At 36.1% G+C, this 21,486-nt stretch carries 25 protein-coding genes; all 25 read left to right on the forward strand.

Annotated features, from left to right (window positions below; translation table 11 throughout):
- Positions 1-4: 4 nt before the first annotated feature.
- The 25 genes from BMY85_RS07725 (at position 5) to BMY85_RS07845 (ending at position 21,416) form a co-directional block, all read left to right on the forward strand.
- On the forward strand, positions 5-1,798 hold the full coding sequence (locus tag BMY85_RS07725; RefSeq protein WP_092477698.1) for a hypothetical protein: 1,794 nt from the start codon (positions 5-7) through the stop codon (positions 1,796-1,798).
- 24 nt (positions 1,799-1,822) lie between these two features.
- Positions 1,823-2,407, forward strand: coding sequence for a DUF4255 domain-containing protein (locus BMY85_RS07730; protein WP_092477699.1), 585 nt, complete (start codon positions 1,823-1,825; stop codon positions 2,405-2,407).
- A 4-nt stretch (positions 2,408-2,411) separates the two neighbouring features.
- Positions 2,412-3,149, forward strand: a complete 738-nt coding sequence (locus BMY85_RS07735) for a hypothetical protein (RefSeq protein ID WP_092477700.1) — start codon at positions 2,412-2,414, stop codon at positions 3,147-3,149.
- Positions 3,149-3,535, forward strand: a complete 387-nt coding sequence (locus tag BMY85_RS07740) for a DUF4280 domain-containing protein (RefSeq protein ID WP_092477701.1) — start codon at positions 3,149-3,151, stop codon at positions 3,533-3,535. The genes BMY85_RS07735 and BMY85_RS07740 overlap by 1 nt, the downstream gene beginning before the upstream one ends.
- Positions 3,536-3,643: 108 nt before the next feature.
- Positions 3,644-4,558, forward strand: a complete 915-nt coding sequence (locus BMY85_RS07745; protein WP_207646537.1) for a hypothetical protein — start codon at positions 3,644-3,646, stop codon at positions 4,556-4,558.
- A gap of 14 nt (positions 4,559-4,572) precedes the next feature.
- Complete coding sequence (locus BMY85_RS07750; RefSeq protein ID WP_092477703.1) at positions 4,573-6,231, forward strand: SpoIIE family protein phosphatase; 1,659 nt, start codon at positions 4,573-4,575, stop codon at positions 6,229-6,231.
- A 154-nt stretch (positions 6,232-6,385) separates the two neighbouring features.
- Positions 6,386-7,858, forward strand: a complete 1,473-nt coding sequence (locus BMY85_RS07755) for an Mbeg1-like protein (protein ID WP_177180689.1) — start codon at positions 6,386-6,388, stop codon at positions 7,856-7,858.
- A 90-nt stretch (positions 7,859-7,948) separates the two neighbouring features.
- The gene (locus BMY85_RS07760) at positions 7,949-8,818 is read left to right on the forward strand and encodes a CehA/McbA family metallohydrolase (protein WP_092477705.1); all 870 of its coding nucleotides are present in this window, start codon (positions 7,949-7,951) and stop codon (positions 8,816-8,818) included.
- Entirely contained in the window at positions 8,781-9,086 is a 306-nt protein-coding gene (locus BMY85_RS07765) for an RHS repeat-associated core domain-containing protein (protein WP_177180690.1), read from the forward strand. The genes BMY85_RS07760 and BMY85_RS07765 overlap by 38 nt, the downstream gene beginning before the upstream one ends.
- A gap of 145 nt (positions 9,087-9,231) precedes the next feature.
- Positions 9,232-9,402, forward strand: coding sequence for a hypothetical protein (locus tag BMY85_RS15580; RefSeq protein WP_177180691.1), 171 nt, complete (start codon positions 9,232-9,234; stop codon positions 9,400-9,402).
- 72 nt (positions 9,403-9,474) lie between these two features.
- Positions 9,475-10,512, forward strand: a complete 1,038-nt coding sequence (locus BMY85_RS07775) for a hypothetical protein (RefSeq protein ID WP_092477708.1) — start codon at positions 9,475-9,477, stop codon at positions 10,510-10,512.
- Between the two features lie 481 nt (positions 10,513-10,993).
- A complete protein-coding gene (locus tag BMY85_RS07780; protein ID WP_092477709.1) occupies positions 10,994-12,067 on the forward strand; it encodes an ATP-binding protein in 1,074 nt (357 codons plus the stop codon).
- A gap of 88 nt (positions 12,068-12,155) precedes the next feature.
- Positions 12,156-13,478 carry a sensor histidine kinase gene (locus tag BMY85_RS07785; protein WP_092477710.1) on the forward strand — a complete coding sequence of 441 codons (1,323 nt, stop codon included), beginning with the start codon at positions 12,156-12,158 and terminating at the stop codon, positions 13,476-13,478.
- Positions 13,479-13,523: 45 nt separating this feature from the next.
- Positions 13,524-13,652 carry a hypothetical protein gene (locus BMY85_RS16045; protein ID WP_278280385.1) on the forward strand — a complete coding sequence of 43 codons (129 nt, stop codon included), beginning with the start codon at positions 13,524-13,526 and terminating at the stop codon, positions 13,650-13,652.
- 63 nt (positions 13,653-13,715) lie between these two features.
- A complete protein-coding gene (locus BMY85_RS07790) occupies positions 13,716-14,453 on the forward strand; it encodes a LytR/AlgR family response regulator transcription factor (RefSeq protein ID WP_092477711.1) in 738 nt (245 codons plus the stop codon).
- A 146-nt stretch (positions 14,454-14,599) separates the two neighbouring features.
- The gene (locus BMY85_RS15755) at positions 14,600-16,126 is read left to right on the forward strand and encodes an HNH/ENDO VII family nuclease (protein ID WP_092477712.1); all 1,527 of its coding nucleotides are present in this window, start codon (positions 14,600-14,602) and stop codon (positions 16,124-16,126) included.
- A 14-nt stretch (positions 16,127-16,140) separates the two neighbouring features.
- Positions 16,141-16,575: an SMI1/KNR4 family protein gene (locus BMY85_RS07800; RefSeq protein ID WP_092477713.1), complete on the forward strand. Its 435-nt coding sequence runs from the start codon at positions 16,141-16,143 to the stop codon at positions 16,573-16,575.
- Between the two features lie 126 nt (positions 16,576-16,701).
- A complete protein-coding gene (locus BMY85_RS07805) occupies positions 16,702-17,316 on the forward strand; it encodes a DNA/RNA non-specific endonuclease (RefSeq protein WP_092477714.1) in 615 nt (204 codons plus the stop codon).
- Positions 17,317-17,323: 7 nt separating this feature from the next.
- Positions 17,324-17,839 carry an SMI1/KNR4 family protein gene (locus BMY85_RS07810; RefSeq protein WP_177180692.1) on the forward strand — a complete coding sequence of 172 codons (516 nt, stop codon included), beginning with the start codon at positions 17,324-17,326 and terminating at the stop codon, positions 17,837-17,839.
- Positions 17,840-18,000: 161 nt separating this feature from the next.
- On the forward strand, positions 18,001-18,579 hold the full coding sequence (locus BMY85_RS07815) for an AHH domain-containing protein (protein ID WP_092477716.1): 579 nt from the start codon (positions 18,001-18,003) through the stop codon (positions 18,577-18,579).
- Positions 18,579-19,145 carry an imm11 family protein gene (locus tag BMY85_RS07820; protein WP_092477717.1) on the forward strand — a complete coding sequence of 189 codons (567 nt, stop codon included), beginning with the start codon at positions 18,579-18,581 and terminating at the stop codon, positions 19,143-19,145. The genes BMY85_RS07815 and BMY85_RS07820 overlap by 1 nt, the downstream gene beginning before the upstream one ends.
- 313 nt (positions 19,146-19,458) lie before the next feature.
- Entirely contained in the window at positions 19,459-20,049 is a 591-nt protein-coding gene (locus BMY85_RS07825) for a NucA/NucB deoxyribonuclease domain-containing protein (protein WP_092477718.1), read from the forward strand.
- A gap of 3 nt (positions 20,050-20,052) precedes the next feature.
- Positions 20,053-20,664: a DUF2625 family protein gene (locus BMY85_RS07830; RefSeq protein ID WP_092477719.1), complete on the forward strand. Its 612-nt coding sequence runs from the start codon at positions 20,053-20,055 to the stop codon at positions 20,662-20,664.
- A gap of 255 nt (positions 20,665-20,919) precedes the next feature.
- Positions 20,920-21,123, forward strand: a complete 204-nt coding sequence (locus BMY85_RS07840; RefSeq protein WP_092477721.1) for an HNH endonuclease domain-containing protein — start codon at positions 20,920-20,922, stop codon at positions 21,121-21,123.
- A 41-nt stretch (positions 21,124-21,164) separates the two neighbouring features.
- Positions 21,165-21,416: a hypothetical protein gene (locus tag BMY85_RS07845; RefSeq protein WP_092477734.1), complete on the forward strand. Its 252-nt coding sequence runs from the start codon at positions 21,165-21,167 to the stop codon at positions 21,414-21,416.
- The last annotated feature ends 70 nt before the right edge of the window (positions 21,417-21,486 follow it).

The following is a 21,486-nucleotide window of genomic DNA, read 5'->3' on the forward strand; positions in this document are numbered from 1 at the left end:
GAAAATGAGCGTACTTAGAAACTTGAAAAATGGTTCTATTCTTGTATCTAAGAGAATTGGCTATGTCATTTCTAGCCCAGTGAGGTATTTAAGTTCGTGGATAAGAAAACTGCAAAGCCAAAGTGCTATTACAGGTTATATAGCCAGTGATGTGAAAGCAGAATTAGAAGGAATAACACAAAAGCCTGCATCCCCAGAAGGCTATATAAAAGTTGGGAAAAAATACATAGCAAAAAAAATGATATTTTTTAGTTCTCTTGTGGTGCTAGTAGCCATTACGATAGGAATAAAAGTAATAGTACCAATGATTATATCTAGACATTACACAAAAACTATGGTAATTAATACATCTGAAATGAAAGGCTATACAGGAAAAGTAAAACTGCTTGATAAAAGTAAAAATGGACATGTGCTGTATGTTGGAGATTTAAAGGATGGACGTATTGAAGGAAAAGGGACGTTATACAATTATTCAGGAACTAAGCTTTATGTGGGGCATTTTAAAGAAGAAATGTATTCTGGCACAGGGGAAACTTTTTATGCCAATGGAAGGACAAAATATAAAGGGAAGTTTCTGTTAAATAAATACGAAGGGAATGGACTTTTGTATTACCGGAATGGACAGCTTGAATATGAGGGGGAGTTTGCCCAGGGAATGTTTTCTGGAAATGGCACAAAATATCACAGTGATGGACGGATCTGGTATCAGGGGACATTTGCTGAAGGAGAATTTGATGGAACTGGTACTTTGTACGACCAAAAGGGAGAAGTGCAGTATCAGGGAGCATTTGAAAAAGGTTTCCGCCAAGGAGAAGGAATTTTATATAAAGATCAGAAAGTGGAAGCAGAAGGAGTATTTCTGCAGGATTCCATTTATACAGGAACTGGTGTTATATATAGTGACGATGGAATTATTTTATATATTGGGGAATTAAAAGATGGAAAATACGAAGGGATGGGAACCCTTTTTTATAAAGACGGCAAGAAAAAATATGAGGGAGAATTAAGCGAGTCTGTCTATAACGGCAAGGGAACCTTATACTCCAAGAAAGGAAAGAAGGTGTATGAAGGGGACTGGGCCAAAGGAGTAAAAGAAGGAGAAGGAAAATTCTATAAAAAAGGAAAGCTGGTTTATAAAGGAAATTTTAAAGAAGGAAAATATCAAGGCATAGGAAAATACTATGTAGATGAAAAACTTCGGTATGATGGGGAATTTGATGAAGGGTATTTTTCTGGAAAGGGAAAATTATTTAGTAAGGCTTACGGAGAACTTCGGTATGATGGGGAATTTTATCATGGAAGATACAATGGGGAAGGAAAATTGTATTATGGAAGAGAGCAGACCATCCGTTATGAAGGGGAATTTAGAAAAGGACAATTTGAGGGATATGGAAAGCTGTATACTATAACAGAAAGGCTTCGCTACGAAGGAAAGTTTTCGTCTGGTCTTTATGAGGGAGAAGGAATTGAATACGATCCTTTAACAGAGGAAATCATAGCAGAAGGTATCTATCATAAGGGACAGCTTTTGATTACAAAGGCAGAACAAGAACGCAAGAAAAAAGAATCAGAAGAAGGTGTGAAACAGAATTGGCAAGGAGGAAATGGAAATAGCCAGAATGCAAATTCTGGAACGAATCAAAAAAGAAACGCTTGGAGCAATCAGCAGGGAGTCACTGGAAGCAATCAGGAAGAAGTTCCACAAGAAGATCAAAGCAGTTTAAAAGGAGAAGAGGATTCTGTACCAGATCCCCAAGATCTGACAGACCAAAATGACATCGCAACCTTACAGTCATAAAGGAAAAACAGGGAGGCAAGTAATATGGGAAGTTATAATGTAATTGAAGAAATAGGAAGTGCAATAATTGAACTGCTTAGAACAGGACTTGTACCAGTTTTTTTAAAAGACCGAGAAGAAATTGATCTTTGCAGTCCAGATGAACATGGAGATCTGGTAGTAGGCGTTTCGCTTTATGATATTCAGGAAAATGAAGATGTCAATGAAATGGGGATGCAGAACAAGGGGTTATCCAAACAGGTTCATCCGTCTATGTTTCTGGATCTTCATTATATGATAACAGTGTATTCTAAAAGTGATATTAAGTACCGTGCCAGAGAAGAACAAAGACTGTTAGGAAGGATTATGCAGATTTTAAACGATAACAGAATTATTCCAGATAAATTTTTGGCAAACACTGGAGCACCACTCAAATATGCAGTCAGAACCAGAATGGAAAAAATGACGTTTGAAGAAAAATCTAAGCTTTTTAATGGTTCTGGAAAGTCTTGCAAGAGTTCCTTGTTTTACTGTGTATTTCCAGTAGAATTGGAATCCACAGGAGTAAGAAAGATAAGCCGTGTAACAGATATGGGTTCTTCTATGGAAGAAGCACAAGAGAAGGGATGATTCTATGAAAAGCCGAGTGTCGTTAGTCATGATTCCCATTGATAGTGTAACAAACCAAGTAATAACAGGAAATTACATTAGACCTTGGATACAGTGGGAACGAGATGCTATGTGGAAGCAGGGGGCGTATGTATTTGCGGATATGAAACAGAGTGAGGCAGTGCTGCATTTAGAAAGCAAACTCTACCAGAATCAGGATATTCCCATAAAAATAGATTTGGATAGAGTGAATTATATGAAAATTCTTTTTGGGCCATCAAGGCTCTACCAGAAACCAGAATCCTACATAACCGTTAGAGGGACAGGAACCAAAGGAGAGACCGTTAGTATATACAGTGAAATGTGCAGCCAAAGTTTCCGCCTTTTGCAGGATTATAAAAAAGGAGGACTATTTGGCATACATAATGCAGGACGACTGGATTTTTCAGGAAGAAAGTTTTATCTGAAAGGACGGGAGAAGAACGGATTTATCACCTTAGGAGAGCAGTCAGAAGAAGATGAAAAACAGTATCAGGTTAAACATATTTCAGATGAGGCATTAGAGTCTATAAGAAAATTTGATGGAGCAATTTACCTCGTATATGAAACGAAAATATTAGAAGACGGAAGCTTTTTTATGTACCTGCCCAAAGGAAATGAGGAGCCATATCATGCAAAGCTGATTTATATGGGGGAAGAAAAAAACATTGTGCTTCAACAGGATACATTTCTTAAACTGGACGAAAATCAGGAGGAAACGTGATGGGATTTTGTGTTTGTGGAGGTGCTATGCTAAACTGCAGTTTTGGAATGGCACCATCAACGTTAAATGTATTACCGAAAAATAAAGTAGCCAGCAATATGCCTATAGCCAATATTATGGATAATGTACCAATGGTAAATGTGCCTCCTTTTGGAATGTGTACGTCAATGGCAAATCCTCAGGTAGCAGCAGCAACAGCGGCAGCATTAGGAGTTTTGACGCCAATGCCATGTGTTCCTGTTTTGACAGCCCCTTGGGCACCGGGAAGTCCTACGGTATTAATAGGCAATATGCCAGCCCTTAACCAGTCCAGCAAACTGATGTGTGCTTGGGCAGGTGTAATTCAGATAGCAAATCCAGGAACGACCAATATTCAGGTTCCATAGGAAATTCCACAGGAAAGGAGAATTCTAGTGGGTATTTTTCAAATATTAGTAAATATACTATGTGTCATTTTTTTTATTGCATCCATTATTATATGTATAAGGAGCAGAGTGGAAATAAAAGTATTAGAAGAAACAAAGCTAGATTTAGCTGAGAAAGTAAAAAAACAGGAGCAGCATATTAAACGGTTAGAACGTACAATACCTATAGAACTGTATGAAAAAGGAAAAATTGTTGAAAATGGTGAGATTAAGAACATTTCTATACACGAACCATTTGCCATTATGGAAATGAATGCATCTCATTTTTCAAAGCAGGTGCAGGGAAGATCTTTAGAAGCAGTACTTAATCTGTCTAACAGCCTGCTAACAAAAGTAATTCCCTATGTATATGAAAATAATGGTTTAATCAATTCTTTTAAAAAAGCAGGATTTGTCGCATTTTATGAGAAAAGTTGTGAGAGTGCATTAAAAGCGGCTATATCTATAAGTGAAATAATTGAAGAAACGAAGAATTCAGAGTTAATTGAGAATTTTGCTGTGGGGTTGTCTTATGGCATGGTTTTAGCAGGTATGGCAGGAACAGAGCACAGAAATTCTTTAATTACCGTATCCGTTTCTGCAGATTTAGCAAAATTCCTTCGTTCTATTGCAAGAAAATACAGTGCACGTGTTTTGATTACAGGTACATTGAAACAGAGAATAGAAGAATTTGAGAGAAAATTTCATTCCAGAAAACTGGGGTATATCTACATAACAGAAACAGACAGCTTAGAAGAAGTATTTGATGTGTATGATGGGGAATCTGTACAGACACGAAAGGAAAAACAAAAGACCAAGATTGTGTTTGAAAAAGGGGTAGATTTTTATACAAAAGGGGAATATGAGAAAGCAAGGCAGTATTTTATAGAAGTGTGCAAAACAAACCGTTATGATGATGCAGCAAAAGAGTATCTTAAGCGGTGTGATGAGAATTTAGTACAGCCAGAACTGGCAAAAAGCGGTCCGCAGATAGAAGAATTTTAGAAAGGAGCATATTTATGAGCAAGCCAAAAAAGAAATATCCATATAAAATTAACCGAAGGATTCTTCTATTATGCTTTGAGCTGATTGCAGTTCTTTGCATTAGTTTTTTTTGCATTAGTTATTATATATATAGGAAAGATCTGTACGAACGCTATCAGGCATATGCAAAAGCAATGTCAGATATTACCATTGCACAGACGGATGTTGATGGCATTCAGGAAGCAATCGAGACACAAAAGAAAAATACAGCTTATAGAAGATTTTCCAATACAATGAATACGATTCTTAGAAATACGGAAACAAAGTATCTCTTTGCAGTTTATTTCGATAAAGACAGTGGAGAGATGCGTTATGTTCTCAATGGTTATACAGAGGACATGGAAAAGCATTGGGAGGAAGAAGTCCATGAATTAGGAGGAGAACCGAAGTTAAATGATTTTGATGATGAATCAGTAAATCAGATTAAAAGAGTATATGAAAAGAAAAAACCTAAGAAACCTTACTGGGTGTCACAAGATGCACACAGAGAAAGTCTGATGCTTTGCTATTATCCTATGTATAATAGCAAGAAAGAAGTGGTATGTGTATTAGGAGTAAATATTTCTGTAAGCAATATTTCTCAAAAGCAAAAAAATTTTGAAGCATTTATTATTTTAGATGTGTCCATTGTAGGAATTCTTTTTCTTGTTGTAATCAATTTGCTGATGCGAAAGAGGGTAACGGATCCAATTATAAAACTTGCTAACAATTCACAATGCTTTTTATCACAGCAGAATGAAAAGGCATTGGATGAATTTGTGTTTAAAAGTGTAGGAATTCATTCAGGAGATGAATTACAGCTTTTGTCAGATAGTCTGGATTCTATGGTAAGCCAGTTAAAAAGCTATACGGAAAATATTAAAAAATTTACTTCGGAACAAGAACGGATAGAAACACAGTTTGCAGTCGTACAGCAGTTAAAAGAAAATTTATTTCCAGTTCAGTTTCCAGCATTTCAGGAAAGAACGGATTTTGATATACTGGCTAAAATAAAATATAGCAAAATACGAAGTGGAGATTTTTTTAACTTTTTCTTAATTGATGAAAAACATTTCTGCTTTTTTGCAGGAACAGTAACTGGCAGTGGTGTTACAACAACAATGGTAGCTATCATTGCAACTATTTACATAGAAAACTATGCAAGACTTGGGTATCAGCCAAACAGAATTCTTGCAGAAACCAATAACCAGCTAAGCGAAAATAACAGTGGAGAGATTACAGTAAGTCTGTTTATGGGAATTGCAGATTTAGATTCTGGCGAGCTTACTTATGCGAAGGTTGGAGATATGCCATCGCTTATTAAGAAATCAGGAGATGATGTACAGGTACTGGAATGCAGCACAGGTTTTCCACTGGGTTCCTTAGAAAATGTTGTTTATGCACAGCACAAAATCCATTTGGCTCAAGGGGAGTCTCTGCTTCTCTATACAAAAGGGATGTCAGAACGAACAGATGTGCAAGGCTATGAGTATACAGACGAAAGTGTCAGAAAGGAATGGGAACAGCAGTTACAGACAAAATACCAGCTTGCGGATATGTTAGATGGAATGTTTCAGGCACTTGAATCTTTTGCAGGGGAAGCAAAGCAGGAAGCAGATGAAACATTGTTAGCGTTCAGGTATTTGGGAAAATAATTAAATAATCTGAATATAGGAAACATTTCCTAAATCCAATGGAAAATGTATTGGAAAAAAGTAAAAAAAAATGTAAACGGTAATGTTTGTATGTTATAATATATTTAAAAGTAACCCTATACAAGAAGTGATAAAATCAGAAAGGAATGATAGTTTGAGAGATGAAGAATTGTTATTTCTTTGCAATTTACTGCACTGGAAAGATGAAAAAATAGTTGATAAGAATGGAAAAGTGCATCCTTGTCCTTTCTATAATGCATGGACAGAGGAAAATGCCAAAAAGGGCATATCAATAGGGGAACTTCTAGATGGAGTGGATACCGCACAATTAAGAAAAAATCCAGTGTATAGTGAGTTTGTATTCGATGGAAGAATTCACGGCAGAGAGTGGGCGGATATGATCGATGCCATGAAACCCCTGAAAATCCGTAATCTTCGGCTTAATAAAGTAAGCGTAGATTCTCTTCAGGCATTAAGTACGCTGTTTTTAGATGAAGATGGTGAAGCTTATGTGGCATTTCATGGAACTGGAGGCGGTGAATGGGAAGATAATTTTGAGGGCGGTTTTGTAACAGAAACAGTACAGCAGAAAAAAGCCCTGGAATTTATCGAGAGTATTCCACGAGACAATCTTACTGTACTGGGACATTCTAAAGGAGGCAATAAGGCAAAATATGTCACTTTTCTTTCAGCTAAGGTTAAGCGGTGTATTTCTTATGATGGACAAGGATTTTCCCAGATGTTTCTTGAAAAGTATCGAGAACAGATAGAAAAAAACCGTCACAAAATTACTTGCTATGCTTTAGATAATGATTTCGTAAATGTGATGCTCAATGACATTTACCAGACCAAGAAATATATAAAAGGAAATGGTGTGGATTCTTTTGAACAGAATCACGCTGCCAATTCCTTTTATTCTTTTCAGTATAATCCAGATGGAACTATTGCTGGGTTTGAATTTGTGGAAACCGAGCAGTCAGCCATTATGCAGTCCTTACATAAATTTGTCAGCTACGTTTCAGCAAAAACCAATCCAAAGGAGAGAGAAAAGCTATTTCGGTTTCTAGGCAAGTCTGCCAGTATGTCATTAGGGAAAAAACCGCCAGAGTACATAGAAAAGTATACAAAAGAAGACATGAGGAAAATGCTTTTTACAGGTGATAATATTATACAGCTGCTGATTTTCCTGTGCTATATGATAGAATATGAAAAGAATGATGAGACTTTGCGTTTAACATTAAAAGAAATTCTGACCCGCCAGTACGGAAAAACCGTGGTTGGAGAATTATTTGAAAAGGTAGAAATGATTCGGGATTTCTGGAAGATAGGAACTATGAAAGACTGCATTGAAAAAATCGGAAAAATTTTAGTCCAGCCTATGGAAAAAGAGGACTATCGCAAGTATGTAGAAGACAAGAACCTTCCGTATCTAGGAGAAACCAAGTCTTTCTTATACCGTCTGGCAAAAGAAGTGTCTAAAGAGAAACCATTAGATATAAAGAAATGGGATATCTGGTGCAGACTTGATAAGTGCTTTCATCCAAAAAAAAAGGAAAAAGAGAATAAGCTGGATGGAGTGGATTTTCCGTTAGAGAATGACATGACAGAAGTTTTAAAGAGCATGTAAAAGGAATAGTATGGTACTTTGTCTATTGGCTATTGCTGTATTTTATAGTAAAATAAAAAATTTACGATAAAATTGAAAGTGGTGAAGGAAGTGTTTGAAGAGGGAGTAAACTGGTATAAAGGAAATCTGCATACTCATACAAAAGAATCAGATGGACAGAAAACGAAGGAAGAGGCTATTGCACTGTACAGAGATGCAGGCTATGACTTTTTAGCATTAACAGACCACTGGGTTGAGAGCGAAACCAAAATGGAGAAGGGAATGCTTCTGCTTAGTGGATGTGAGTGGGACACAGGTGATATGGTGAACCGTCCGATTTATCATATATTAGGGATTGGCATGGAGAAGAAACTGAATCTTCCAAGAACCAATGAGTATCCTCCTCAGTTTTTAATTGATTCTATTAGAGAAGCGGGAGGAATGGCAATACTGGCTCATCCAATGTGGTCATTGACCGATCCTTGGAAGGTACTGGAATTAGAAGGGCTTACAGGTGCAGAAATTTATAATTCGGTATCAGAGGCAGAATTTTCCAATGGAAGACGTGCCGATTCCAGCTTATATTTTGATCTTTGGGCATCTCAGGGAAAGCTGATGTCCTGCTTTGCTCAGGATGACAGCCACTGGTACCAAGGAGAGGAAATGATGTCCTATCTTATGGTGCAAGCGAAAGAGCTGACGAAAGAATCGATAAAGGAAGCCATTCAAAAAGGAGAGTTTTATGCCAGCCAGGGGCCATGTTTTCAATCGGTACTTGTAGAAGATGGAAAGGTATCAGTGAAATGTACTGGTGCAAAACGGGTTATATTTTACAGCAATGCTGTCTGGGCAGAAGGAAGAAGCCAGCTTTGGAATGGGGAAGAAGCTGTCTATAAGATAAAAGATACAGATAAATATATCCGGGTTGAGCTGATTGATGAAAATGGCAAAATGGCTTGGACATCACCGTTTTGGGTATGACAGTGCTGGTTTTGTCTGGGCAGGTTACCGCGGATATATGAAGACACCTTGTATATTCCTTATTGTGGGAAGGTATGAGGTGTTTTTTTTTAACTTAATTACGGATATGTCAAAAATTTTTTCTGATGATTTAATAGGCAGCCGTTACTATAATCCAGAAACAGAAAGATTTATCAATGCCGATGAATATTCCCTTTGCATTGATAATAACCAGAATATGTATAAGTATTGTGAAAATAATCCGATGTACTATATAGACAGTAAATGATAAAAAAGAACAGATTTGTTCAGAGATAATTGGGGAATAAAAACAGCCGCCTGATGTGATAAACAATGTTTATGGAAAGGGTAAGAAGCATGTTCTCACTGTTGGCTGGGACGAAAATTCTAATTCAAAATTAATAGTGGAAGATATGTATATTCAACATCAGGAAAAAGAATATCCATTTCCACATATTTTGGATGGCTGTGAAATAACAAAATGTGAGTTCAGAAAGAATGACACAGAGCTCTATATTGAATATACAGATAAAGATACCCAGAAAACGGAGAATAGAACATTAAAACTGAAAGATTTCAGATGAGGAATTCCAAATGCTGAAAAAGAAAAATGCAGCAATTAATGCAGAATCAGTTCCATTATAGGGGAGGTTATCATGCAGGTAAATACCATATCGGGAGCATATCCCAATACAGTGGATACACAAAAAGATTCAGAGAAAGCATGGCAGACATCCAAAGTAAAGATAACATGCGACAGGGATACTTTTGAGCTTACGACGGATAACGGAGGAAAGGCTTATTTTGAAACATATTCCTTGCTGGAAGAGTATAAAAAGGATAAAATTATTGAAATGCAGGCTCATTGTGTATTTAATATAAGTAATATTGCTAGCAAAACAGTAAAACAGTATTACAATGGAGCCATATCACAAGAGGAATTAAAAAATACCTATCAGGAATGTTGTGACATGTATTTAGAAATGCTTGAAAAGTCAGGCATTGATGCGACAACGGACAAGTCGAAACAAAGAGCGGTAATGAAAGTATTTGAGGAATTTCAGTTTAGCAACTGCATAAGCGGTGTAAATGAATGTAGTAGTATAGCAGATAAAATTGCCTTGGAGTATGGCTATACAGGAGAATTTAGGCATGATTATGTTTACTATGATGCAGACATTTACTACAAAACGAAATCCATTGAAGGAGACTTGTCTCATATTGTAGAAGAAATGTTAAAAACTTATAAACTGGATCTGGATGCAGAAAAAGAAATTGAAGATATCAAAAAAAATACTACAAGATGTGATGGAGGAATCACCTTTCATGGACGCTGGTCTACGGGATATGCCGAATGTGGTGTAAACATATGCCACATGGTATCCATAGAAGAAGAACCGCCAGCAGGGTTCAAATTCTTTTATAAAGAAAGAAAATATCCAGTTGGCACAAAATTCGGTGGGAATGATACTACAAGCTGGCAAAAAGGAGTTCTGCTAACCTGGATGGGAAATAAGAGAATCGAAACGGATATTCCGTTTAATTATTCCAGGTGTGACGGACCAATCGCTGAGTTCTTCAATGCAGGAGAGCTGTTTGGCAGGGTAGAAGGCATGGATCGCAGTATTTTAGCATTTTTAAATAACTTTAACGTATATACAAGAAGGTATTCAAAGTTTACTTATCGCATATAGAATAATGAGAACAGAAAGACACCTTATATTCTGCCATGTATGGAAGAAAGGTGTTTTTTTTGCAAAAAAAATTGAACCAGCAAAAATGTCAAAAACGCTTTCTAAATGCAGTTCCTTCTATCCAAATAATATTGCTATCTATCAGAAATGCAGAAAAACATAAAAATCTGCAAAAATCCAGCAGTTATCACTCTGTCCTCCCGCATTTCCAACACTTGACGAAGAAAGAAATCCATGATAAACAATAGAATGACGAATATTTGATTCGTTTAGCTAGGAAGAATGAAAGACGGGAGTTGAAAGTATGTATTGTTTGCTTGGTATAATTTTGAGAGCTTGGATGGAGCCGTTTCTATGGATAAAATCCATGTCAACGTTAGGTATCCGGAAAACGAAAAAGCAATGCCTCTTGTTTTTTCTTATCCATTGTAGCCTGCTTATTGCAAAGTCTCAATGTGAAAGTTACATAGGAGGCGGCATTGTGACAGAGTGTGCAATATTTGTTGTATTGTTGTATTTAATCTTTGCAACATGGTATCTGTTTGAAGGTACTTTGTATAACAAGATGATACATTTATTTATATATTATTGTATATTGATAGTTACGGAATTAAGTGTAGTCGTGGTATATACCCTTCTCACTGGGAAAGATCCAAACGAAACCATGAACAATAGCACATTCGATATGGTTGGTGGCGGTCTGATGATGCTATTAAAAGGACTGTTATGTTATTGTGTTTTTGGAAAGAAAGAGTCTGCCAGTTTCTTAAATAGGAATAGAGAAAAATTGTCATTGATTTTAATTGGTTTCATTATGATTAGTAGTTGGTATTTAAGAAAATGCAGTAGTGGAGAAAGAGCTGATACAACTTTATTATTAGAAACCGCTTTTTTATTTTGGTATGTTGTAAGTTCTGTACTTGTTCTTAATGGGAAGAATAAGAATATCTGGAAGCTGAGGAAGAAAGCATATGATAGTATGGGGACACCAAGACAGGTAAGGGATATTGACCAGTTTCGTCATGATTTTTCTGGCAATATCTATCTTATGAAGAATCTATGGCATTACAAGGATTATGAAAAATTAGAACAGATTATGCATAGTGTATTTGGTGAGGTTGAAAATGTAAAACTGGTGTTTGAACATTCCAACTATCCAGTCAGAATCGTAGTAAGCCATTTGCTTCAGAAAGCCGCCAATGCAGGGATTTCTTTGTCTGTACAGATAGAAGTACAGGAATTTGGAATGACAGGTGAAGAGATCTGTACGGTACTGTATGATCTGGTTTTGAACGGTTTAGATCGGACATCGGCACTTCCAGCGAAAAAAGCCTATGTTCACTTAGAGGTATTGCATAATGATATGGGGTATATAATTCAGTGCAGAAATACCTGTATGAGAGAGGAAAAGGGGCAGCTAAAAGAGCAGAAGGACATGGAAGTGGTGGAGCGTATTATAAGAAAATATGGTGGAACAGTGGAAAAGAAAAGGGAAAAAGCGGAATGGAAAAATATAAATAAAACTGAGGTAGTCATACAGATTCCATATAAATAGGAAGGTTTTAAACAGGAAGATGTCATTGTCTCATATAGAAGATAATGGTATAATCAGATTAGAAGTTACAGAATAAGGAGAGAACAGAATGGCTGGCATATTAAAAATGGCTTTGCTTGGCTGGATTGAACCTCTTTTATGGTATAAGTCGATGTCTGCACGATATGTTCAAAATAGCAGGAAAAAATGTATTTTGGCACTGTGGGTTTATTATACGTTAATAATGCTCAAACAGTTTATTACAGATATTGCAGGAAATACATTTTTACAAGGAATTGCAATGGCTGCCATAGAATTCTATGTGATTTTAGCAACTGTATTTTTCTTTAAAGGAAGGCTACGTAACAAGTTTATAAGTGTTTTTGTTTATTATTGTATTCTGCTTGCAGCAGAGTTACTTGTAGTGAAGAGTTCTGTCGTTTTATTACACACCGATGTGGATACCTTATTCCAGAATCAAATGGCGTATAATATATGTGGATTGCTAATTACATTGGTTAAGGCAATAGCATGTTATTGTTTCTTTGGTAGTTTAAGAGTAAGGGAGTTTTTATATTACAATTTGGAGCGAATTGGTTGGAGCGGAATGATTGGTGCAATGCTGTTTTACTTGCTGGCAAGAAGGTCTCAGCATGAAAAACAATTTAATATATTTATTTTTGAGGATACGGTGCAGATATTATTTTTATTCAATGTTTTTAGTGTTGGAATTGCATTGAAGAAGAAAGATGGCGATATATTAGATTTACAGCAGGATATCAGCCAAAGCAGGGAGCGAAGTGCGTTAGTACAGGATATTGACCGCTTTAAACATAGTTATGCCATTAATAAGCTTGTTATGCAGAATCTGCTTCAAAACCAGCAATATAATGAGTTAGGAAACTATATGGAAGAGACATTTAAAGAGGTAGAAAAAGCGGCACTACTATTCAGTCATTCTAATCTTTCCATAAGAATATTAATAAGCAGATTTATTAAGACTGCCAGAAAAATGGGCATATCATTTTCTGCCAGAATTCAGATAGAAGAATTTGGAATGGAAGAGGAAGATATCTGTACTATTTTACAGAACCTTATATCCAATGGATTAGAGGCAGCCGCTAAAGTACCGCAAGATATTGCGTATGTATCCTTGCAGATATTATCAAATGGTGATGAGTACGAAATCAGATGCAGTAATAATTGTATGGGAACAGTGGATTTTACAAAAACTTCAAAGCCAGATCAGCAGATGCATGGATTTGGAGGCGGGATTATAGATAGAACAGTTAAGAAATATTATGGTATCATAAAAAGACAATATAGAAAGACGGAACAAGAAGGGATTGGACGTGTTACGATATCAATACGTGTGCCTTTTGGTGAAGGACTGGAAAAATCTTACATAAGCAGAAAAAAGGTTAATCTATGATTAACAGATAGAGAACAAAAGAGAAATAGGCAGGGAGGTGAAGAAATGAACAGACTGGAGAAGACCGCTGCAAAACTGGCAAGGGATTACGCAGATAAAAATGTAAATGACAGACCATCTAAAGTAACCGAACAGCTAAAAACACGACTAAAAGAAACGAGAAAGAAAACCTGATTAGAAAAGGGAGTGAGCATACTCCCTTTTATACACTATTTATAGAGCAAGTGGGAGGGCATTATGAAACCATTAAAGATTTATGTGTGTGAAGATGAAGATATCAGTTTAGGAATCAATAAGGTAGTATTAGAAAAAATTTTACAGAAAAAGAATATAACAGCAGACATTACCTGCTGTCATAACTATAACCAGCAGGACGATTCATTTTTTGCAGATGTAGAACTGGCAATTCTGGATATTGATTTAGAAGGAAGTACCATTAATGGAATCCAGTTAGCTAAGAAAATACTGGAACGGAATCCATGCACCGTTTTTATCTTTATTACCTCCCATGAGGAATTTGCACATGAGGCAACCCAGATCCATCTAAGCGGTTTTTTAGACAAACCATTAAATCAGTATGATTTTGAAGACGCATTAAACAGAGCGATTATACAAATAAACGGCTACCGCTTAAAAAATATCAATCGTAATATGGCAACTTTCCAGAAGGGAAAGTTCTGTTTGAAAGAACGAAGCATTATCAGTGTTGAGAAACTGCCACATACCCATGAAGTTATTGTTCGTACAACAGAAAATAAGATTCAGGCATATGACAGCATTAAAGACACAGAGAAACGTCTCTCTAGTGATTTTGTAAAATTGAATGGTTCTGTAATTGTGAATCTGGCATATGTATTTCATATAGAAGGAAACCTTGTGATTATGCGAGGTGGATTTAAGTACAATATTACCATGCGTAATCAGGAAAAAGTAAAAAAAGCATATGAGAACTACATAACAAGGAAGCTGGTTTAATTTTTATACGATAATCCTAAGCTGAAAATGCGTAATTTACCACAGGATCGGCTTAGGATTTTTGTGTAAGTAACAATAGAAAAGATTGACAATTAATATTACATTTATTAAAGTAATAGGGAGAAAAAGAAATAAGGAGAAATTTCATGGGATTGAAATTATCGGTACATAGTATTGCCAGTACGTTGAAATCAGTAACTAGTACCGTAACAAAAACCGTTAGCAAAGTAACGGGAAGCAGTTCGAGCAGTAAGACAAGTAGTACAAGCAAGTCAGGCAGTTCAAGCAGTAAGACAAGTAGTACAAGCAAGTCGGGCAGTTCAAGCAGTAAGACAAGTAGTACAAGCAAGTCGGGCAGTTCGAGCAGTAAGACAAGTGCTACAAGTAAGTCGGGCAGTCCAAGCAGTAAGACAAGTGCTACAAGCAAGTCGGGCAGTTCGAGCAGTAAGTCGGGTACTGCGAGTAAATCGAGCAGTCCAAGCAGTAAGACAAGTGCTACAAGCAAGTCGGGCAGTCCAAGCAGTAAGTATGTTACGGATGCTCCAGCATTATATAATGCCTCTGGAAAGAAGACCTCTGGAACTAGTGCAAGTTCAATGAACAGGCCGGCAGAAAGCTACGAAGCCCAGAAAAAAGCACTGGAAGCAGCCAAAAATAAAAAAACATCCACCAATGGAACTACAAAACATCCAACCTTAAAACCAGTAGCCATAAAAGTTCCTGCGGCACAAAAGAAAAAAGATTCAAGTGAGAAAGGATATTCCAACAACCGGCCTGCTAAGAGCTATACCCATGTGAAAGACTATACCCCAACAGCAAGCAGGGAAGGAGCAGGAAAACCCTTTTATCATTCTGGAACAGTGGCAAAAGGAGTCGCTTCAGGAGTCGCAGGCCTGCTTCCCTATGCAGGAGATGTAAAAGATGTACAGGAAGCAGTAACAGGAAGAGACTTAATAACAGGCACAAAGCTGACAAAGGGAGAACGGATTGTTACAGGAGCAGCGGCAGTTCTGCCAGTTGTTTCAGGCCCAATGTTGAAAACAGCAGGAAAAGGAGTTACAATAGCGGCAAAGGAAGCACCAGAGGTAATTAAAGGTGTGGAAAAAACGGTTAAGAAAGCAGGGCCGAAGGCAGTCTCCAAAGCAGATGAGGGAATCAAAGCCGCGAAAAAAGCAGTTGTCAAGAAAGGTGAGAAAATAAAAGATGCCACGGTAAAAGGCGGCAAGAAGACAGAAAAGGCTGTTAAGGAAAATGTAAGTGAAGCTAAGAGGGTGGCTGGAACTGTACATAAGGGTGGAAAAGACTCTACTGGTTATAAGTATTGGAAAGAGTCAATTAATTTTCAAGGCAATAAAGTATACCAAAGAAATGATTTGTTTGACCCAGCTCAAGTTAGTTCGTGGAAAGACCGTGGAAAGACTGTAACAGGAACTAATGTTGAAAGAATGGCTGGTGGGCGAGCTCCGATTGGTTATGATGGTAAATCTGTAAATTTACATCATTTATTACAAACACCAGATGGTCCAATAGTTGAGGTTTCACAGTCATTTCATAATAAGTATTATTCAACTATTCATATGAATATTGGTCAAAGTCCATCTATTATTAATAGGGATGTTTTTAAACGGTGGAAAAGTGATTATTGGATGGATTGTGCTTTAGATTTTGATTAAAGGAGGAAAAAACAATGTATGATGATTTAATACGGGTTATTGAAGAGGCAGGTGACAGAGTTGAATTTGCTTCGTTTGGAGATGGTATATCTGATGATTGGATTGAATTGGCAGAAAAAAGGTTAGGAGTCACATTCCCGAAGTCGTATAAATGGTGGCTAAATAATTATAATGGTGGAGAGGTATGTGGGGAAGAGATTTATAGTGTATATGGTCTTGACTTCGATGAGGTGGTTGGAGGAGACATAGTTTATATAAATGAGTTGAGTAGAAAAAACAATTCGAGTTTTAAGGATAAATTGATTATATCAGAAACTGATGATGAAATATTCTACTTTGATTTATCAAATGGTTTGAAAGAAAATGAATATCCTGTTTATGAGTTATATAGTAATACCTTGTATGCCCATACTTTTGCGGAGTTTTTAAAAAGAAGAATAACAGAGTAGTCTTAATATTAAGCTGATATCAAAGCACTCTTAACAAAATTATTTTTGTTGGGGGTGCTTTCCTTATGAGTAAAATTCGTTCTATCAATCCAAATCAAATTAATTCTGCCAGTTGTTTCAAACCCAATGTTGAAAACAGCAGGAAAAGGAGTTACAATAGCGGCAAAGGAAGCACCAGAGGGAATTAAAGGTGCGGAAAAAGCAGTTGTCAAGAAAGGTGAGAAAATAAAAGATGCCACAGTAAAAGGCGGCAAGAAGACAGAAAAGGCTGTTAAGGAAAATGTAAGTGAAGCTAAGAGGGCGGCTGGAACTGTACATAAGGGTGGAAGTGGTTTGGTAAAATATAGAGAGTTAGATTCTCTAGGTAGAACCACAGGTGTAGAAGCTGTTATTACTCCAGATATGATTGGAACAGGTAGTCCAGCTAAATCGTCAATAAAACCAGCTGGGTTTGGAGGACAAGCACAAGGGCATGCTCGAGGCCATTTGTTAGGTAATCAGCTTGGCGGTTCAGGAAGCGACCCGAGAAATCTTATGACAATATATCAAAACCCAGTTAATCATCCAGTTATGAGTTCTATCGAAGCAAACGTAAGAAAGGCAGTAGAAGGAGGACAAATTGTTAATTATAAGGTTACGCCTATTTATAATGGAAACAATTTGATTCCAAGAGGAATAACTATTCAAGCAACTGGAGATAATGGATTTTATATTTATCAAACAATGTTAAATGGAAAGTAGGAAAACTATGAATTATAGAATTAAAGATATTTTGTTAAATAATGCTAATATCGTCTTCAATTATAATTGGAAAACAATTGAAAAAGAGAATAATATTGTTTTTCCTGAGGACTATAAGTGGTTTCTGGAAAATTACGGAGTAGGCTCAATTAATGATTTTTTATGGGTTTTTTCACCGATTTGTGATAATTTGAATTTAAATTCATTTGAACAGTATAAGATAATGAAGAATTCATATGAGCTTATGATAAATAACAATTTAATAGAGTATGAATATAGTTTTTATGATAATGGAATAGGGCTTTTTCCGTGGGGGATTACTGATAATGGTGATGAATTATATTGGAACTATTTGAATGAAGGGACGGAAATAGTTGTATTTGCTGCAAGATATACTGATATTATTTCTTGCAAATTGAATATGACAGATTTCTTGACTGGAGTATTGACTCAAAAATTAAAATATGATTTATTTCCAGATGATTTTGCTTTGGATAATAATTATTTTGATTCAATTGAATAATTGTCAATACCTTAGCACCACCAATCCTTCCCAATCAAATCCAACCAACTAGATCTTGCCATACCAAACCCAAAATAACTCTCTATGAAGCAGAGTCAGATCATGAGGGCGAGGATAGGGAGCAAGAAATAGCGGATTTAGTCCCAGTTGTTTCAGGCCCAATGTTGAAAACAGCAGGAAAAGGAGTTACAATAGCGGCAAAGGAAGCACCAGAGGTAATTAAAGGTGTGGAAAAAACGGTTAAGAAAGCAGGGCCGAAGGCAGTCTCCAAAGCAGATGAGGGAATCAAAGCCGCAAAAAAAGCAGTTGTCAAGAAAGGTGAGAAAATAAAAGATGCCACAGTAAAAGGCGGCAAGAAGACAGAAAAGGCTGTTAAGGAAAATGTAAGTGAAGCTAAAGGGGTGGTTGGAACTGTACATAAGGGTGGAAGTGGTACTAAACCAGAACAATTGCATCATTTTGCGACAAATAAAAATAGGACATATACACCACAGTTTGAAGAGATGGCAAATAAATATGGATTGGATTTAGATGTTGCATGGAATAAGGAGTACATGCATCATCAAGGACGACATCCGAATGAATATCACGAATATGTTTTAGAAAATATGAAACAGTTTGATAACATTGCTCAAGGTGATAAAAATGTATTTTTAAAACTATATGAAAAAATGAAAATCAATATAACAGATAATCCTGATATGCTATGTAAAGACTATTGGAGAAAAGGAGAACATTAATGAGATACTACAAATTATCTATGGATATGGAAAGAGAAAAAGATATAATTCTTCATTGTAAGAACTGTGCAGATATTGATTTGAATACTTTTTCTGTTGGAAAGTATTATGATAATTATGGCATAAGTATAATGTTTTATTATGATGTGAACGAAGGTAATGTTTGGACTGATTTCATAGCAAATGATAAAGGGTGGTTTATAGTTTCTGAAAAGTTAAGACTAATTTTACAGGAATTAAACTCTGAAATACAATTTATTGATATTTTAATATGTGATAATGATGGAGTTACTGTTGAAAAAAAATATTATATTGCAAATATTGTTAAAGTAGTAGATGCATTATGCCTTAATAAATCTGATTATTTTGAAACATATATTGAAGGAAGGGGCACTATATATACTGTAAGTAAATATGGAATATATGAGAATAAAACAGAAGGTGCAGATATATTTAAACTTGACAATTGGCAACAGATTCCGATTTTTGTATCTGAAACTTTTAAGAAAGCTATTGAGTTAAATAAGTGTACTGGAATATCATTTCAAGAAATAGCAGTAGAATAGTTTAATAATTGTCAATACCTTAGCACCACCAATCCTTCCCAATCAAATCCAATCCACTAGATCCTGCCATACCGAACCCGAAATAACTCTCTGTGAATCAGAGTCAGATTATGAGGGCGAGGGCAGCGAGTTACGGTAGTAGCGAGCAAGAAATAGCGGATTTAGCCTAAATAATCAAATTTCATTTTAGTTCCATTAAGCTGATATCAAAGCACTCTTAACAAAATTATTTTTGTTGGGGGTGCTTTCTTTATGAGTAAAATTCGTTCTATCAATCCAAATCAAATTAATTCTGCCAGTTGTTTCAGGCCCAATGTTGAAAACAGCAGGAAAAGGAGTTACAATAGCGGCAAAGGAAGCCCCCAAAGCAATAAAAAACATAGAGAAAGCAGGAAGCGAGGCAGTCTCCAAAGCAGATGATGGAATCAAAGCCGCAAAAAAAGCAGTTGTCAAGAAAGGTGAGAAAATAAAAGATGCCACAGTAAAAGGCGGCAAGAAGATTGAAAAGGCTGTTAAGGAAAATGTAAGTGAAGCTAAGAGGGCGGCTGGAACTGTACATAAGGGTGGAAGTAAGACAGTTGATGTCAAATTGTCTAAAAAGAAATATCCAGAATCAGCTCAACATATTGAAGAGGCTATAAAAGAAGGTCAACCCGACACCTTGACGATTGATAGAAGTGGAGCGTCAGCGCGAAGAAGGGCTTCTTTACAAGGGGTTGATACAGTTCCAGAGTTTGATAGAGATGAATATCCCCCAGCTATGTCAAAAGAAGGTGGTGCAGGAGCTAGTGTAAAGCTAATTAATCCATCAGATAATAGAGGTTCAGGTTCTTCAATTTCTGGACAGTTAAGAAAGTACCCTAATGGTACTAAATATAGAATAATAATTATTGACGAGGTTTAAGATATGAAGAATATTTGGCAAGGAATAGTTGATTTAACATACAAATCTAATAGAGATGTAAATATAGTATTAGGAAATGATATTAATGGGCAGGAAGATTGTCAGAAATTAAAAATTTCTTCTGATTCTGTTCTATACTCGATAGTATTCAATTCTAATGGGATAATTATAGATAACTGGATTAGAATTTGGGGACAGAGTAGTTATAACAATGAAGGAGTTTATTATTATAATAATAAATATACAGAATATATTTCAGGAATGATTCTTGTTGGCTGTGATGTAGTTGGTGGGTTATTTGCAATAAATATATCAAGATTTAATGATAAAAATCTTATATGGTATTTTGCTCCAGATACACTTGAATGGGAATGTTTAGATATGAAGTATAATGAGTTTGTTGCTTGGACATTTCAAGGAAATATTGATGAGTTTTATGCGTCAATGAGATGGAAAAACTGGAAAAAAGACGTGGAAGATATAGAATTCAATAGAGCCGTTCTCATATATCCATTTTTGTGGGCGAAAGAATGTGATATAGAAAAAGCCACTAAAAAGATTGTTGCTATAGATGAAATTATTGAAATGAATTTCGATTACAGCTATAGGCTTTAATGATTGTCAATACCTTAGCACCACCAACCCTTCCCAATCAAATCCAACCAACTAGATCCTGCCATACCAAACCCAAAATAACTCTCTATGAAGCAGAGTCAGATCATGAGGGCGAGGATAGCGAGCAAGAAATAGCGGATTTAGTCCCAGTTGTTTCAGGCCCAATGTTGAAAACAGCAGTTGTCAAGAAAGGTGAGAAAATAAAAGATGCCACGGTAAAATTCTGCTCAAAAGAAAAAGATAATACAGCAAAATATGGAACGCAATGGAGGTGTTATTAAATCTGATTTATCTGGTGAAACTCTTGTTCCAGCTACAAAAAGTCAAAAAGGGGTAACGCCGAGTCCATTAGAAGTGCAAATTGACCATATAGAGCCTAGAAGCAAGGGAGGTACAAATAGTTACTCAAATGCACAGGTATTATCAAGATATGAAAATATAAAAAAATCTGATAAGTGAGGTTTCGAAATATGACTTATTTCAAAGAACAAGGTAACACTATGGTAATCACAACAAAAGATATCATATTAGGGTTAAAACCTATATTATTGGTTTCACATGATTTTGAAGATGGTATGTGGGAATTTCTTGATAGTGAAGAGTTAAATGAAAATGAGGCTTGTATTGTTTCTTTAGACGAGATATTAAAATTAGACGGCTCTTTGAGCGTTTTACATGATTTACCATTAGGCTGGATTGCATATAGGAATAGCATCAATGATTCATGGAAAGAAGAGTGCATTGACAATTAGATCTATTTATATTTTGACAGCGATTTATAGTATTACAGAGACTGGAGGTGCTATCATCAAGAATAAAAGA

This window comes from [Clostridium] polysaccharolyticum, assembly GCF_900111595.1.
GTDB classification, from domain to species: Bacteria; Bacillota; Clostridia; order Lachnospirales; family Lachnospiraceae; genus Clostridium_AI; species Clostridium_AI polysaccharolyticum.

Bases quoted from the DNA above. Each gene is read 5' to 3' on its own strand.
- BMY85_RS07725 (WP_092477698.1), top strand. From the start codon at position 5: ATGAGCGTACTTAGAAACTTGAAAAATGGTTCTATTCTTGTATCTAAG.
- BMY85_RS15580 (WP_177180691.1), top strand. From the start codon at position 9,232: ATGTATATTCAACATCAGGAAAAAGAATATCCATTTCCACATATTTTG.
- BMY85_RS07750 (WP_092477703.1), top strand. From the start codon at position 4,573: ATGAGCAAGCCAAAAAAGAAATATCCATATAAAATTAACCGAAGGATT.
- BMY85_RS07730 (WP_092477699.1), top strand. From the start codon at position 1,823: ATGGGAAGTTATAATGTAATTGAAGAAATAGGAAGTGCAATAATTGAA.
- BMY85_RS07810 (WP_177180692.1), top strand. From the start codon at position 17,324: ATGAATTATAGAATTAAAGATATTTTGTTAAATAATGCTAATATCGTC.
- BMY85_RS07845 (WP_092477734.1), top strand. From the start codon at position 21,165: ATGGTAATCACAACAAAAGATATCATATTAGGGTTAAAACCTATATTA.
- BMY85_RS07735 (WP_092477700.1), top strand. From the start codon at position 2,412: ATGAAAAGCCGAGTGTCGTTAGTCATGATTCCCATTGATAGTGTAACA.
- BMY85_RS07790 (WP_092477711.1), top strand. From the start codon at position 13,716: ATGAAACCATTAAAGATTTATGTGTGTGAAGATGAAGATATCAGTTTA.
- BMY85_RS07740 (WP_092477701.1), top strand. From the start codon at position 3,149: ATGGGATTTTGTGTTTGTGGAGGTGCTATGCTAAACTGCAGTTTTGGA.
- BMY85_RS07815 (WP_092477716.1), top strand. From the start codon at position 18,001: ATGTTGAAAACAGCAGGAAAAGGAGTTACAATAGCGGCAAAGGAAGCA.
- BMY85_RS07800 (WP_092477713.1), top strand. From the start codon at position 16,141: ATGTATGATGATTTAATACGGGTTATTGAAGAGGCAGGTGACAGAGTT.
- BMY85_RS07805 (WP_092477714.1), top strand. From the start codon at position 16,702: ATGTTGAAAACAGCAGGAAAAGGAGTTACAATAGCGGCAAAGGAAGCA.
- BMY85_RS07785 (WP_092477710.1), top strand. From the start codon at position 12,156: ATGGCTGGCATATTAAAAATGGCTTTGCTTGGCTGGATTGAACCTCTT.
- BMY85_RS07765 (WP_177180690.1), top strand. From the start codon at position 8,781: ATGGCAAAATGGCTTGGACATCACCGTTTTGGGTATGACAGTGCTGGT.
- BMY85_RS07830 (WP_092477719.1), top strand. From the start codon at position 20,053: ATGAAGAATATTTGGCAAGGAATAGTTGATTTAACATACAAATCTAAT.
- BMY85_RS07775 (WP_092477708.1), top strand. From the start codon at position 9,475: ATGCAGGTAAATACCATATCGGGAGCATATCCCAATACAGTGGATACA.
- BMY85_RS07825 (WP_092477718.1), top strand. From the start codon at position 19,459: ATGTTGAAAACAGCAGGAAAAGGAGTTACAATAGCGGCAAAGGAAGCC.
- BMY85_RS07840 (WP_092477721.1), top strand. From the start codon at position 20,920: ATGGAACGCAATGGAGGTGTTATTAAATCTGATTTATCTGGTGAAACT.
- BMY85_RS15755 (WP_092477712.1), top strand. From the start codon at position 14,600: ATGGGATTGAAATTATCGGTACATAGTATTGCCAGTACGTTGAAATCA.
- BMY85_RS07820 (WP_092477717.1), top strand. From the start codon at position 18,579: ATGAGATACTACAAATTATCTATGGATATGGAAAGAGAAAAAGATATA.
- BMY85_RS16045 (WP_278280385.1), top strand. From the start codon at position 13,524: ATGAACAGACTGGAGAAGACCGCTGCAAAACTGGCAAGGGATTACGCA.